General features: G+C 43.9%; 9 protein-coding genes. 1 reads left to right on the top strand and 8 read right to left on the bottom strand.

Translation table 11 applies throughout. From position 1 onward, the window contains the following. The first annotated feature begins 9 nt into the window (after positions 1-9). Entirely contained in the window at positions 10-915 is a 906-nt protein-coding gene (locus H8B17_RS07170) for an aldo/keto reductase (protein ID WP_223816414.1), read from the top strand. A gap of 49 nt (positions 916-964) precedes the next feature. Here the strand turns inward: H8B17_RS07170 and H8B17_RS07165 are convergent, their stop codons facing one another. The 8 genes from H8B17_RS07165 to H8B17_RS07130 form a co-directional block, all read right to left on the bottom strand. After that, positions 965-1,489 (bottom strand): YceI family protein, encoded by a 525-nt coding sequence (locus tag H8B17_RS07165; RefSeq protein WP_190308528.1) that lies wholly within the window; start codon positions 1,487-1,489, stop codon positions 965-967. Between the two features lie 91 nt (positions 1,490-1,580). Beyond that, positions 1,581-4,355 (bottom strand): DNA gyrase/topoisomerase IV subunit A, encoded by a 2,775-nt coding sequence (locus H8B17_RS07160; protein WP_190308527.1) that lies wholly within the window; start codon positions 4,353-4,355, stop codon positions 1,581-1,583. 473 nt (positions 4,356-4,828) lie between these two features. After that, positions 4,829-7,087 (bottom strand): beta-glucosidase BglX, encoded by a 2,259-nt coding sequence (bglX, locus tag H8B17_RS07155; RefSeq protein ID WP_223816519.1) that lies wholly within the window; start codon positions 7,085-7,087, stop codon positions 4,829-4,831. A 57-nt stretch (positions 7,088-7,144) separates the two neighbouring features. After that, entirely contained in the window at positions 7,145-8,914 is a 1,770-nt protein-coding gene (locus H8B17_RS07150; RefSeq protein ID WP_223816413.1) for a family 43 glycosylhydrolase, read from the bottom strand. After that, positions 8,889-10,448, bottom strand: a complete 1,560-nt coding sequence (locus H8B17_RS07145) for a sulfatase family protein (RefSeq protein ID WP_190308525.1) — start codon at positions 10,446-10,448, stop codon at positions 8,889-8,891. Before H8B17_RS07145 ends, H8B17_RS07150 begins: the two co-directional genes overlap by 26 nt. 12 nt (positions 10,449-10,460) lie before the next feature. Continuing rightward, positions 10,461-11,828: a glucoamylase family protein gene (locus H8B17_RS07140; protein ID WP_190308524.1), complete on the bottom strand. Its 1,368-nt coding sequence runs from the start codon at positions 11,826-11,828 to the stop codon at positions 10,461-10,463. Positions 11,829-11,861: 33 nt separating this feature from the next. Further along, on the bottom strand, positions 11,862-13,352 hold the full coding sequence (locus tag H8B17_RS07135) for a RagB/SusD family nutrient uptake outer membrane protein (RefSeq protein WP_190308523.1): 1,491 nt from the start codon (positions 13,350-13,352) through the stop codon (positions 11,862-11,864). Positions 13,353-13,371: 19 nt separating this feature from the next. Next, positions 13,372-16,374, bottom strand: coding sequence for a SusC/RagA family TonB-linked outer membrane protein (locus tag H8B17_RS07130; protein WP_190308522.1), 3,003 nt, complete (start codon positions 16,372-16,374; stop codon positions 13,372-13,374). Positions 16,375-16,419: the final 45 nt, after the last annotated feature.

Raw genomic sequence — 16,419 nt, 5'->3', positions numbered from 1 at the left:
CTAGTAACCATGATAACATTGAAAAAACTAGGACATTCCGAATTATATGTTGCGCCAATTGGCTTGGGAACGATGTCTTTGAAAGGGGGGGCAACAAAACAAAATGTCGACGTTCTGCACCGAGCAGTGGAATTGGGTATTAATTATTTTGATACGGCTGATCTGTATGAGCGGGGCATGAATGAGGATATGGTTGGCCAGGCTTTGGCGCCGAAACGTGATAAAATAGTTTTGGCTACGAAAGTCGGTAATCAATGGCGTTCTGACGGTAGTACATGGGATTGGAAAGCTTCGAAAGCCTATATTATCAAGGCGGTGGATGCATCGTTGGCCCGGCTGAATACCAGTTATATTGATTTATACCAATTGCATGGTGGAACGATAGACGATCCGATCGACGAAATTATCGAAGGCTTTGAACAATTAGTAAAACAAGGGAAAATCCGTTACTATGGGCTTTCTTCCATACGGCCGAATGTGATTCGGGAATATGCCAAGAAATCCAATATCGTGAGCGTCATGATGCAATATAATTTGTTAGATCGCAGACCGGAAATTGTATTTCCGATCTTAGAGGCGAAGAATATTGCTGTTATCAGTCGTGGTGCCTTAACACAGGGACTATTGATGGACAAACCGGTAGCAGACTATTTACAGTTAACTTCTGGAGAAGTGGGGCGTGCAAAACGCAAAGTAGAAAAGCTAGCTGCGTCGTTGGGTATCAGTAAACCCCATCTTTTATTGGCGTACGTTTTAAGTCATCCTGTTGTGGACGTCGCGGCAGTCGGGGTACGGACGTTAGCGCAATTGAATGAACTCAAAGAAATGGTAGAAAAGCTGTTTGTGCTATCTGAAAACGACCGTACAGAACTAGAGCAGGGTATTCGCAAATTGATATATAAAGAACATATATAAAAAAGTAGAGACGCGACACAACGCATTGCATCTCTACTTTTAATTTTTTTTAAGAAAGGATAAACTGTAGGTCAGCATAAAATTTTACGTCTTCACTAACCATCACACCACCTGTTTCTAAAGCAGCGTTCCAAGTCAACCCAAAATCCTGACGGTTAATTTTACCATTTACCGTATATCCGACTTTTTGGTTACCCCACGGATCTTTAGCCAAACCACCAAATTCAGCCACGAAAGTCGCGGGCTTCGTAACATCTTTTATCGTTAAATTACCGATTAGTTGATACTCGTCGTCATTTATTTTTTTGATCTCTGTTGTTTTAAAACGGATATTTGCGTATTTCTCTGTATCAAAGAAATCACCACCTCTTAAATGCTCGTCTCGCGACTCATTTTTGGTATTAATAGAGGCAGTTTTAATGGATACGTCGACGGTGGACTGTGTCAAATCTTCTGCATTTCCGTCCACTGCAACATCAAAGTCGTGAAAATACCCTTTGACATTTGAAATCATCATGTGTTTTACTTTAAATTCGATCTCGCTATGCGCGTTATCTAAATTCCATGTTGCCATAATTTTATTTATTTTTTTAATTTTCTTGAACCTTACAAATATCAGGCAAAAATAAATGCCGTGCATTGATGTATATCAAGAAAAGAAAAAGCTAGAATAATGATGTTTGCCCCGAATCATCGAGATTAACGTCGTCAGGATTTGTAATTTCCAGACTGATCTCATCGTTCCCGTTATCTAGCACGACCGCGTTTTCTTTCGTTTTTTCCACGGAAACCTTGTCATTGTCGTCTGTTGTGTCTTGTTTCTGCGGCTCCATGGAAAATTCTTTTTCCGTGTTATCAACCTGGAGTCGAACTTCATTTCCAGTTTGCTCTTCAGTTTTTTCTGTAAAATCGATTTCCGCTGTAATCAACTTAACTTTCTTTACAGTATGAAACGACAGACGATTGCCCTGAGCGCGCATACCCTTGACGTCGATGATTTCGTTTAGCGATTGTTCTAATGTCTCGGGTGTTTGTGTTTTTCCCTTTAATAGATTCACGCGAACGATGGGGGTTGTACCGTTTGTCAGTACAATAAGTTTAGAACCTGGGGTCTCGTTGATTAGAGAAACACGCTTTCCTATGGGTTGATCGTCGAACTTAAAACGTTTTACATAGTACGTTCCCGATTTACCATCTTGATGAACTGCGGTATACACATGTTGCGGTGCAAACTTCTCCATGCGTAAAACTTCGCTATCAAAATGATTGCTGAGATCGAAGCTGGAGAATTCGTAGGAACCATCTCGATATACCAATAGGATTTTATCATCACCGTCAAACTCACCTAAGTAACGGCCACGTTCGTCTGCATTAAGACGGCGAAGCACATCGTCGAACCATATTTTACGACCCGCGAGCGTCGATACGCCCGCATTTTTAAACGAGACCTTTTTAACCGGATATTTGGAAACAATGTTGCCTTGAGACGCTCTACCTTTGATAGCAATTTCTGCAAAATCAATATCGAAGGTGAGTTTACGTAACTTTGAATGCGGTTTTAACTGTATATTTACAATTTCTGCTTCCCCATTTGGGTTGGCCGTGAAATAAAGTACTTTCGAACCTTTTGTACTTTTTGAAATATCATATTCTTTATCACGGGTTACGGCTGTAACAGCGAATCGCTTGACGTAGCTTGTACCCGATGTACCATCTTTGTAAATTGTGTTGTAAATAGTACGGTCATCGCCTTTTTTGAAAACAGCGACGTGGATAATATCTTTTCCTACGAAAACCTTGTCTTGCACTTTCGTTACCGAATACTTGCCATCGGCGCGGAAGACGATGATATCGTCAATGTCCGAACATTCCGATACAAATTCATCTTTACGCATGCCGGTTCCGATGAAGCCCTCGTCTCGGTTTACATAAAGTTTGGCATTAGCAAGGGCAACTTGGGAGGCTTCGACCTTATCGAAAACTCGAATTTCTGTCTTACGTTCCCGCCCCTTACTATACTTGTTACGAAGGTGTTCAAACCAGTCAATGGCAAACTCGGTCAAGTTTCGTAGATTCCGCTTGACTACTTTTATATCATCTTCCTGCGACTTCATCTGCTCGTCAGCTTTCTTCACGTCAAAGCGGGTAATACTACTCATCGGTTTATCGATAAGCTTCTTATAATCCTCCGGTGTAATCGCGCGATAAAATTGATCAAAGAACGGCTCAAAAAGACTATTTAGAACTTTTACGACGGTATCGAAGTCGCCTGCATTTTCATAATTGGAATGTTTGTACATGCCTTCTTGAATGAAAATCTTAAGCAGTGAGCTGAAAAATATTTTCTCCTGCAATTCGTGGAGTTTAATTTCAAGCTCCCGTTTTAAAAGCGCCTTCGTTTGTTTTGTGTTCTCAATCAAGATGTCGTTCACACTCATAAAGTGCGGCTTGTTTTCAATGATGACACAGGTATTTGGTGAAATGGATGTTTCACAAGCAGTAAAGGCGTATAATGCGTCTATAGTTACATCTGGCGAAATACCCGGTGCCAAATGCACAATAATCTCGACGTTCTTTGCCGTATTATCTTCGATTCTTTTAATCTTGATTTTACCTTTTTCATTCGCAGTAACCACACTTTCGATTAGTCCACCTGTTGTTGTCCCAAACGGGATTTCGGTAATAGCTAATGTTTTTTTATCCCGTTCTTCGATTCGCGCGCGTACACGGATTTTTCCACCCCGGCGCCCTTCATTATAATTAGAGACATCGGCAAATCCACCTGTTGGAAAATCGGGGAATAAATTTGGGCGTTCACCTTTCAGTACCTGTATTGAACCATCAATCAGCTCTATAAAATTGTGCGGCATGATCTTGGTCGCCAAGCCTACTGCGATACCTTCCGCTCCTTGCGCCAGTAGGAGTGGGAATTTTACCGGCAAGGTAACAGGCTCTTTATTTCGTCCGTCATAACTTAACTGCCATTCCGTGGTGTCCGGATTAAAAGTCACCTCGTTGGCAAATTTAGATAAACGACCTTCAATATAACGAGGAGCAGCGGCGGAGTCGCCCGTAATCGGATCGCCCCAGTTTCCTTGACAGTCAATTAGTAAATCCTTTTGCCCCAGTTGTACCATGGCGTCGCCGATCGACGCATCTCCATGCGGATGATATTTCATGGTGTTACCAATCACATTAGCCGCCTTATTATAGCGTCCATCGTCCATTTCCTTTAAGGAATGGAGGATGCGGCGTTGTACAGGTTTAAAACCATCGTTGATATGTGGTACGGCACGATCCAGGATAACATAAGAAGCATAATCCAGAAACCAGTTTTCATACAAGCCCGATAGGGGTATGGTGGTCGAATTTAGCTCGTGTTCTGAATGGTCTGTGTTCTGATCAGGATTTCCGTTCGGAAAATTTGTCTCTTCGCTCATTTAAAATAAAATGCCCTTTATTTTGATACAGTTTGTTTTACCTTGAAAGTAAGTAAAAGTACGAAAAAACGAAGAATCCTAAAAGAAATAGTCATACTATTCGTTGCAGATGGAAGAATCACCACCATTATGTACATGTACATGTTGATGCGCGCATGGTACATCTTTGCTTTGTCCCGGGACAAAGCAAAGATGCCAAATGACTTATAAGTTATGTCCCGTGACTTTGTCATCAACTACAGAGACATCGCCACTAACGCACGGAACATGTATGATGAGTACGAGTACAACCGTGTCATGTTACGCCAGCTAATCGTTCACTACAGGGACATGGCCGTTATGTCAAGCAACAAGTACGTTATGTAACGTGACATAGCCGACAACTACAGTGACTTGTTGATTATGTCACTGTACATAGACGCTATGTACATGGAGGTAGACGCTATGTCACTTGACGTAATGGGGGCTTTGTGTTAGAGCAACGAAAAATCAGCTTCTTTAACATCGCTCGAATTTGTGCCAATAAATAACTTAAAATCTCCCGGTTCTGCGACAAACTCGAGCGCATCGTTGTAGAATTTTAAATCTTCTACCCCGATTTCAAAAAACACATTCTGGCTCTCGCCTTTTTTAAGAGAAATCTTTTGAAATCCCTTAAGCTCCTTTACCGGACGGGTAACAGAACCTACCAAATCACGAATATAAAGTTGAACTACTTCCTCGCCATCGTAGTTTCCACTATTTGTCACCGTAACCGTTGCGGTAATCTTTTCATCGGCTTTCATGTTGGTTTTGTCCAACTGGATGTTACTGTATGTATACGTGGTGTAGCTTAGGCCATACCCAAAAGGGTAGAGGGGTTCGTTCGTTACGTCAAGATAGTTCGAGCGAAATTTTTCAAACCATGCACCATCAGCCAGTGGGCGTCCGGTGTTTTTAGAACTATAATAAAGCGGAATCTGTCCAACGTTTTGTGGAAAGGTAGCCGGAAGTTTTCCCGAAGGATTCACATCGCCAAAGAGTACGTCGGCGACCGCTTTACCTGTTTCAGTCCCACCAAACCACACATTTAATATAGCGGGAACGTGTTCATGCTCCCAGGTTAATGTCAATGGTCGGCCGGCAAACAAAACCAGGACGACGGGTTTACCTGTTTTTAGTAATGCCTCCAATAACCGCTTTTGGGTATCCGGGATGTCCAGATCGGTACGGCTAGAACTTTCACCACTCATCTCGGAGGATTCGCCAAGTGCGGCTACGATAACATCCGCCGATTCCGCTACTTGTAGGGCTTCCGCAATAATTTCGGCTTCTGGTCGGTCATCTCGAGGTATGGTGCGCCCGAACATGGTGGCGCGTTCTTGGTAGGCTGCATCCGATAGTAGGTTTGCGCCTAAATGTTGCACGATGTTAACCTTGTCGCCCAAAGCGTCTTGCATACCTTCCAATAAACTCGGGGTGTTTTCCAGATCGGCACTCACACTCCAAGTGCCCGGCATATTGGAACCGGTATTCGCTAGTGGGCCGATAAGTGCTAATGTACCTTCTTTCTTTAAAGGTAGGGTATTGTTTTCATTTTTTAAAAGAACAAAAGATTTACCCGCAATTTCACGAGCTTTCGCTAAGTGGGCTGTGGTGAGGATATCGGTTTTCGCCCGTTCTTCATCACAATAGCGGAATGGGTCATCAAAAAGTCCCAATTTATATTTGGTTTCCAGCACTAAGCGACAGGCCTCGTCAATATCGACCTGCGTCACTTTACCTTCTTCCAGCGATTTCTTTAAAGTCGTCAGATAGCCTTCGCCCACCATATCCATGTGTACACCAGCTTTCAGTGCCAGCGCAGATACGGTTTGCAGATCACCCAAACCGTGCTCAACCAGCTCGTTGATTGCTGTGTAATCCGTAACGACCATGCCCTTAAAACCCCATTGTTCGCGCAGGACGTCAGTCATCAGCCATCTATTGGCCGTAGCAGGCACACCATTGATATCGTTAAACGATGTCATGACCGTTCCGGCACCGGCATCAAGTGCAGCTTTGTACGGAGGGAAGTATTCATTATACATACGATGTAAGCTCATATCTGTTGTATGATAATCTCTTCCAGCTTCAGCGGCACCATAAAGCGCAAAGTGTTTCACACAGGCCATCAACGTATTGTTTGCGGCGAGATTATCACCTTGATATCCCTTCACCATTTCGGCTGCGATGCGCGAACTAAGGTAAGTGTCTTCACCACTTCCTTCGGATATCCGCCCCCAACGCGGATCTCGCGAGATATCAACCATCGGGGAGAAGGTCCAGTTCAAACCGTCGGCACTAGCCTCTACCGCGGCTATACGAGCTGATTCACGAATAAGATCCATATCCCACGTGGCTGCCAAACCGAGCGGAATAGGAAACATGGTTTTATATCCATGAATAACATCCATGCCGAAAATAATGGGGATACCCAGGCGGGAGTGTTTAACTGCAAGCTCCTGTGCAGCCCGTATTCTAGCTGGCGAAGACATACTGAAGATACCTCCGATTTCACCTGCTTTTATTTTAGCTTCTACACCGGTAGATACTACTGATCCGGTAACGGCTTCGCCTCCGGTAACGAGATTCAATTGTCCTATTTTTTCTTCTACCGTCATCATACCCATGAGGTCCGAAATGAACTGATCCATCTTAATATCGGTTTGGGCCTTGAGACTAACGCTCCATGAGAGCGCAAGACCGAGCATCCATATGGTTATTCCTTTCATGATTGTGATCCTTATTTATAGGGTTTATCTCTATCTTTATTCTATTTTAGTGATGGCGGACAATTCGGAAACACCATTTTCATTAAACGCCTCTATCGCGAAATAATACGTCTGATCGGTGTTCAAGGATTTTAACAAGAGTTCATTGTCACCATAAACCATCCAGGAACTATACAATTTATCCGGAGCAATGCCCCAACGCACATTATAACCTTGTGCGTTGTTTTGTTTTGTCCAGTGTAGCGAAATATCACGTCTATCCATCTGCCTCTCAAGCTGAAAATTTTTAACGGGAGCAGGTTTTTTACCGTTTCCTATTCCGAAGATACGGATCTCGGACATCGCTAGGTGAGGAGTAGGTACTTCGATATTCTTGTAACGGATATAACGTGTCGATACGGCAGATTCCAACTCGATATAGTCGTTGGGTGTATCCCTAAAACTGTTACTCTTATCGACCATCTTAAACCAGTTTTTGCCGTCAGCGGAACCTTCCAATGTATAGCGATGTCTTAATCCCTCGATGCGTCCATACATATCCGACCGGTAATCGGCATAATTGATTTGGATCGCATAAATATCTGCCGGTTTTTCCAGATCGACAATAACCCATTGACTAGCATCATTGTTTTCGGCTAGCCAAGACGTCTTTGCGATCTCATCGGTCAATGCCGAGGCATCATAGCCATCTTGTGCTGATGATACACGGACGGGTTTATTATAAGACAGCAACATCCAACCTCTAAATGCTCCTCTTTTATTCGGCACAGAAGGGGCATAACGCGGATAATCTCCGAAATAGGTATCCGTATACATGATGCCATCGTCGTCAAAAAATGTGGGGAACATGCACAGGCGCCGTTCCCAGGTCATGTTGACCGAATAGTCCATCGTGGCGAAGTGCCAATAGTGACCGCCCGGACCGATGACGGTACTGCCATGTCCCGCACCATTCATATAGCCTCCAGGTTTATAAGAAACCGGATTGTGAGCTTGATAGGTATACGGACCTAGCGGATGGTCGGCTATATATACGCCGTCGCCGTAGACATTGAATTGCGTGCCGGGCGCGGCATATTGCATATAATATTTGTTGTTATGTTTGGTAAGCCACGGTCCTTCAATATAGCCGCCCAATACGGTATCCGTATGGTTTTCTCCGAAGCGTTCCCAGCCATGTTTTTCGGGTTCTAGATTAAAGAGCTCCGCGATGACGGAGTCCGCGATAAACCGTTTGTTTTTGTCCAATTTACGCCCGCGGATGGGAAACTTGTTGGATGAGCCCCAGAACATATACGCCTGTCCGTCGTCGTCGATAAATAAATCCGGATCTTGCAGGTTGTTAATGATGGAGGGAGTGGCTTTCCAATCGCCTTTTTTAGGGTCGTCTGTGTAGAGAACGCTCATGTGCCCGGATGGATTACCGGTAACATATAATACAGAATCTTTGTAGTTATGTGCTGCCGGCGCGTTTGATCCTTCAAAATACCATTTCTCGGGCGTGATAAAGTTCCAGTTTTGTAAGTCGGTAGAATGCCAATAGCCCATGGATCGGGTAACGAACATATAGTATTCACCGCGGAATTCGACAACTGCCGGATCGGCTCCCGAGCGGTAGGATATGTCGCGATGCGCATTGTAGATCATGTAGGTATAATCGAGATTAAGAGGATTACAATACGTGTCGGCGCGCATACTTTGGCTATGGACAGTGATCGTCAAAAAGAGGAACAGCATGAAAATGCCAACCAGCCTTAGAGACGTTGTTTTGCTTTTTATTTTATCGATATTCTTCGTCAACTTCATATTTATCTTGTAGTTCCAGCAATTCTTGCTGGAGTTCCTTCGTTATTTTCTCGGTTCCTTGTTGACCGTATATATTGTTGATCTCGGATGGATCGTTTTCGATATCATAGAGTTCCCAAATATTTTCTTTTGGAAAATGCATTAATTTATATCGCTCCATTTTTACGCCATAATGGGCACGAACACTATGAAAGCCGGGGAATTCAAAATAATGATAGTATAGTGATTTTCGCCAGTCTTTTGGCGTTTTTCCATGTTGTACGAGTGCTTTGAAAGATTTTCCTTGCATGTCATCGGGTATGGCAATCTGACACATATCCAATAGGGTGGGGGCAAAATCGATATTCTGTGTTAAACCATCTACCGTGATGCCCGGCTTGATAAGTTCGGGATAGGACATGAGCAGCGGCATACCAAAAGATTCTTCGTACATAAATCGTTTGTCGAACCACCCATGTTCACCGAGGTAAAAGCCTTGATCGGAGGTGTAGATAACGATGGTGTTTTTGTCCAATCCGGTAGCTTCAAGATAGTCCATAATCGCACCGACACTTTCATCAACCGATTTAACGGTGGCTAAGTAATCCTGCATATAGCGTTGGAACTTCCAGATAGCTTTTTCTTTTTCCGTACGTTCTGTGGTATAAAAATCGTTGTTACGATCTCTATAAGCCGCGAAGAGGCGTTCCTGTTCTGCGGGCGTCATGGTTTCTAAGAACGCGTGTGGCCAAGGGTCGTACAATAAAGTGTCTGAGTCGATACCGGTTACCATCTTCAGATCGTGGCCTTCGTACATGTCTTTATAGACGTTCATTTCTTGTTGCGAAGCCGCGTATCGCCCTTCGTAATCATCGAAATATGTTTCGGGTAGGGGGAAGGTCGTGTGTTCGTAAAGTTTGTAATGCCGTTCGGCAGGCACCCAGTTACGGTGGGGGGCTTTATGATGCAGCATCAAGAAAAAGGGTCTTTTTTTATCCCGATTATCTAACCAGTCTTTGGTGAGATCGGTAATCAAATCGGTGACATAGCCCATATGCTGAACCGTATCCTGTTCTGTGATAAAATAGGGATTGTAATAATCTCCCTGATCGTTTAAAATTTCCCAGTGGTCGAAGCCCGTTGGTTTTGAAATGAGATGCCATTTCCCAATAATAGCTGTTTCATAACCGTTTTGCTGTAGTATTTTGGGAAGTGTCTGTTGGGTGCCATCAAAACCCTTATTCCCATTTCGCATAAATCCGTTCTTATGGCTGTGCTTACCCGTTAATATTGCTGCTCGGCTAGGCCCGCAAATGGAATTGCTGCAATAGTTATTTAAAAATAGTGCTCCTTCCCTGGCGATACGGTCAATATGGGGGGTCGACGCTTTTTGGGAAATAGGATGGTCGTATGCGCTGATGGCTTGTTCAGCATGATCGTCGCTCATAATAAATATTACATTAGGGCGCTGGGCATCCGTTTGACCGTATGAACTAAGGGAAGTTATACACGCTATGTAGACGTAAAGGGGATATTTTATTTTGTATGTGAACATAGACTGGTTTTATTACCTAAACTTGGGCATGGAAAACCCTAATTTTTTTAAACCTTCTTGTACTTCAGGTGCGCCCATGAATAAGTCCCAGATGAATCCATCTTTATAATTCTGAATCATCACGACTATCGGACCTTGATCGATGGCGAGATAGCGTTGTGGGTACCAATTCTCGGATTCGCTGTATGCGTCGTAAAAACCGTATTTACCCCATATGTTATCACCGATACTATCTTTTAAATAGTGCATAAAACTAATACTTTCTTTCGGCGTATAGGCAATAGATGAAATGGCTGCGGTAGGAGAAATCACACCGGTAGGGTCGTTGTCTGGATGATGGGCATTATAACCATTTGTAGAATAACTTGCCGTCCATCCCCAACCTTTATCCACTCCGTATCCCTTAAATTGTTTAGGGTTTTCCTCCGCGTAGGCAATATGAATTTTAGCATGGTTGGTCACTACTTCTTGATAATTAGCATATTGATCAGATAGTCCATTCGGGTTTAAGCCCAAAAAGGAGTAATGCGACCAAAATAGTGGGCCGACTTCACCTTCTTTAGCGTTGTGTTTAACAACGGTCGGTATATCGTATTTCGTAATCGACGTACGGATATCACCATCGCGTGCCCAGCCTTTATGATAGGTGTCTACGGGAATAGCATGTGTAGGAGAGGAAGCACCTAAAATGTAAGCGATCATACATTCATCGAACCCTTGAATAGCATGGTTCATACCCCAGCCATGCTTCGGGCTCCAATGCCAAAAAAGCACATTTTTCCCATTTCGGTAAAAATCCCAGTTGATACCTTTCCATAGCTCGTCGGCTTTAGCAGCGATCGCTTGCTCTGCATCGTTGCCGTTTTTGTAGTACTCTCGAATGGCGATTAGGGCTTGTGCCATAAACGCGGTCTCTACGATATCGCCTCCATCATCGTTTTCACTGAACGCCTTCGATTTTCCGGTGTCGCCGAAATACCAGTGCGACCAAGCGCCTTGGAAACGTTCTATTGTGTCGAGAAACGCTAATGCTTTGTCAAATCTTGCAAGTCCTTCTTCTTTAGTAATGTATTCGTTGTGTATGCCCACCAAGACAGCTAGGAGACCAAATCCGCTACCGCCAATAGTGATCACATTTTCGTCATCTTGAGGATATTCACCGTCGATGTGAATACGCTCTCTCGCCAATCCCGAATTGGGTTCAGCACCGTCCCAGAAATATTGGAAGGTTTGTTCTTGGACAAGATTTATTAAAGAACCGTCGGAAAGGGTGGTGTCTGATGGTTCAGTTTCTTTGCCGGTATCGTTTTCTGTCCTGCTTGGAGAGGTACAGGACAGGATACCGGCGAGAATACTTAAATATATTATATGTTTTTTCATTTTTTTAGTTAAAGATGACGAATTGTTCATAGATTAATAGTCGGGATTCTGGATTAGGACCCCTCCTGCGCGGTCAATTTCCGGTTGTGGGATAGGGAAGAAGCGATTACGAATCTGATACTGTGTATGGCCTGCTGAATGCATGGTTTCCACGTCAATATCCCAACGGATAAGATCAAAAAAACGTTCATTTTCCATCCCAAGTTCCACTTGTCGCTCGTGGCGTATCGCCTGGCGAAGCTCTTCTTGGTCACGTGTCGTTACCGCTGGTAATATATCGTTGTTGCCTCCACGTGCTCTTGCTCTTACATCTTCTAAGTATTCGAGTGCGAGATCGATATTATCTTCTCCTCCGATCTCATTAGCCGCCTCCGCTGCTAATAAAACAATATCTGCATAACGGATGATACGTACATTAAACCAATCACCGCCTAGGCTTCCGTAACGGTCTCTAAGGGCTTTATTGGTGTACACTTTATAATTCCATTGTGGTCGGGGCAGATTAGTCGGTACGATCTGATTGTCGTATGTTGTACCACCGCTATACAGTACGGTAGCGTGATGGCGGGGATCGTCCGGTTCGAAAGCGTCAATAAGTCGCTGATGAGGAATATTCCAGCCCCATCCCAGGTTCCATGGTCCGGACCCCCGAATACCCTGTCTGCTAGCCCATGTTACGCCGAAATCCTGTACACCGTCGAATAGCGCTTGTATCTCAAATATAGATTCGCTACTGTTTTCTCCTTCCTCTCTAAAGATGAGCTGGTAAGGCGTGTTCAAGTCGTATATGCCGGAACTAATGACCGCTTGGGCAGAAGCTAACGCATCTGAGAAACGCTGGCGTGCCATATAAGTTTTTGTCTGCAGTGATAAAGCAGCTCCTCTCGTAAGTCGTCCAGGATGGTCAGGCCATTCCTCAGGCAAAGCGGATACAGCCGCTTGGACGTCCTCATCGATAAGTTGATAGATCTCGGCAATAGTAGACTTCGGTCGTATAGCTGATGCTTGATCTGTGATACGAAAGTCGATTAACGGCACTTCTCCAAATGTCCGGACAAGATTAAAATATGCCCACCCACGAAGAAACCTGGCTTCTCCGATATTGATCACGGTAAGATCTGTAATTTCTTCTATTGAATCTGCTGCGGCCAGCACATTATTGGCTAAGTTGATTAATCCGTAATGACCGGTCCAATAGCCATTGGTAAGCCAATGATCGAGCGGATAATTGAATTCGTCATATATCGGGCCGGCAGCTGCGTAATCTCCCGAACTACTACCGAGATGTGCATCATCGGAGCGGATATTGTGCACCGCTGCATAAGGTAAACCACTTGTGGCTTCACTTCGCAAACCTGCATAGGCAGCAAAAACTTGCCCTTCTAAAGAACCTGGAGGGAGATCGTCTTCTGTAAAGCGACCCTGAGGTTGTATGTCTAACCAATCTGTGCTACAGCTTGTCGTTAATATGCACCCTATCAGGGTAATAACTAATAAAAATGCTTTACTATGTCTTGTTTTCATGTCTGTTCAGGATTTAGAGTTAAAAATTTAAGTTTACACCAAATGTATAAACAGCGGGAACGGGATACGTGCCATTATCCACTCCGAAGGATATGGCGCTACCCCCGATTTCCGGTGTAAATCCGGTATTGTTGGAAAATGTAAATACATTTTGCGCATTTAAAAATACACGTAAATTTTTCAGTCTCATCGACTGTAGCATTTTCTGTGGAAAGCGGTACGCTAATGTTACATCCCGTAACCGGAAGAAACTACCACTTTCAATAAAATAGGAAGAGTACTGTCTGTTGATTGCACGACCTTCATCGATGATGGGTTCCCAATTGCTTGTTCCGGGTCCATTCCAACGGCCTAGACGATCTTGTAGGAAATTGAGGGTGGCAAATTGGTTTTGATTCCAAGTACGCATGATGTCGTTACCATAGACACCTTGAAATTCGAGTCCAAGATCAAAATTTTTATAGGAAGTAGATAAGGAAGCGCCGTAATAGAAATCAGGCGTCGGATTACCGATCATTGTACGGTCATTTACATCCACAGTGCCGTTGTTATCCGTATCACGGAGACGAATATCTCCCGGACGGAACACACCACCTACGATACCATTTTCTGCGTATTCTTCTACCTCGGCTTCATTTTGGAATATGCCATCATGAATATAGCCGAAAAAATATCCGATCGGATAGCCGGCAGTAGTGCGGGAAGGACCTTCGATAACCTGGTATCCTTCCGTTGACAGGTTGTTGACCATATTCTTCACCGTAGTAATATTTCCGCCTATCGAGAACGACCAGTCTTCATCAATTTGTTGATTCCAACGAAGAGAAGCTTCGATCCCTTTGTTTTCGATGTTTCCGAGATTACCTAACCCGGGAAGGCTACCAAAGATGCCAGGGATTCTAACCAATACACCGTCTGTGTTTTTGTGATAATAAACAGCTTCTGCTTGTAATCGGTTATTGAAGGCTCCCAACTCGAAACCCGCTTCCCAGCTTTTTACAACCTCCCAACGGAGATTGGGATCAGGAATATATTCCGGACCGTAGGCAGGGATCAAGGTATTTCCGAAAACGGCAGAACTCCCGGCCACCAACTGTGGGTACATAGGATAGCGATTTCCACCAACATCCTGATTACCTAAAGTACCCCAAGACCCCCGTATTTTTAGATTATTGATGATGTCTTGATCCTGCATAAAGCCTTCGTCGCTTACTACCCATGCACCACCTATAGCATAAAAATTTTGCCATGCATTTCCGTTTTTGGCAAAAGCAGAAGAACCGTCTCTTCTAAAGGAAGCGTTCAACAAGTATTTTCTGTCATAGTTATATATACCTCTGACCATATACGATAGAGTGCGGTATTCAGACGCCGTGCCAGTACCTGTAGTGGTGTTCGGATCTCCTATACCTACGTACCAATAAGAAGGATCATTAGGGATCTCCATGCCGGAGCCTTGCGTGCGGCGTGCCCATGTCGCTTCAATTCCTTGCATATAGGTAGTGAAACCTGCCATGGCATTTAGGTTGTGCTTACCAAAACTATTACTGTAGTTCAATAGCCAGTCGGTTTGATACTTATAATATTTATCCTGATCCTGGCGAATATTCGTCAATTGGTTGCCGATACGCTCTGTTTTATCGTCGCCTTCCATATCTGGATTATAAACATTTACGAGTCCCTGGTATAATCGTGATTGGTTAAATCCGTAATCCGCAGATAAATTGGTACGGAACGAAAAGTGTTCCAGAAAGTCAACTTCCGCATATCCGTTTGCGACTACACGATAATTCATTCGAATCTGCGTATTTTTTCGATCCTCTATGCTCACGAGAGGATTGTCTACCTGTGGTCTTTGAAATTCAGGCATGGCATGAAGCAAGCCATATTCCGTATTAAAAACGGGGGCGATAGGAGACGCTAAAATAGCAGCAAATACATCACGCTCCTGTGGTAGCTGGGCTCGGTATGCATTTAAGACGACACCAGTTCGGAAATTGTCGGTTATTTTCAGCTCGTCGCTGATATTGAAGGTAAACTGTTTATGTCTTTCATGGTGGATAACGCCTTCATCATGGGCATAGCCTATACCCATTCGGAAACTGTTTCTTTCGGTAGCACCACTAACACTTAAATTGTTATAGTTGATGATGCCATTTTGAAAAATCTCGTCTTGCCAGTCCGTGTCACCCGTCCAATGAGTGTAATCAAAAGGAGAATCGCCTTGATTGACGCGTTGCTCATCATATAATTCTCTGAATTGTGCAGCATTCGCCATTTTCATTCTATGCGCGACATTTTTAACGCCGATTCTGGAACTAAACTCAAAGTCCAATTGACCTGTTCTTGCTCGTTTGGTCGTGACAGCAATTACGCCATTTGCTCCCCGGACACCAAAGATCGCTAAGGACGAAGGATCCTTCAACACCTCGATACTCTCTATATCTGAAGGGTTAAGAAAATTGATATTGTCGTTCAATAATCCGTCTACAACATATAAAGGTTTAGCACCGTTGATGGAATTCGTACCTCGAATCCTGATATCAGGTTCCTGCCCAGGTCTACCGGAGTTCGTTACCTGTAGACCGGCAACTTTACCCTGAAGATTGGAAACAGGATTGGTACCCGGTCTATCGACAATCTCACTACCTTTTACTTGGGTAATGGAACCCGTAAGATCACGCTTTTGGGCCGTACCATACCCAATAACAACAACCTCCTCTAGCGCCTGATCTTCACTGATCAAGAAGACATCAAGCAGCTCTTGATCACCTACGGTTACTGTCTGCGGTGTATAACCGATGAAACGAAATGTCAAAGAATCTGTTGGACCGACTTCAATAGAGAACTGCCCAGCAGCATCGGTTTGACTTCCGGTTCCATCCGACTTAGAAATGGTAACCCCCGGAAGACCTATCAAAGACTGGCTGTCTTTTACTGTGCCGGTGACGGTCTTAACCTGTCCATATCCATAGGATAGGGTAGTGGTTAAAAACAAAAAAAGTATAAATAAATTCCTCATAGAATTAGTTTGTTATGTTTATAATCGTGACACAATAACGGGTTA

The sequence above is a fragment of the Sphingobacterium arenae genome (assembly GCF_014692505.1).
Taxonomy (GTDB): Bacteria; Bacteroidota; Bacteroidia; order Sphingobacteriales; family Sphingobacteriaceae; genus Sphingobacterium; species Sphingobacterium arenae.
This window is presented reverse-complemented; position numbering and strand designations above follow the sequence as displayed.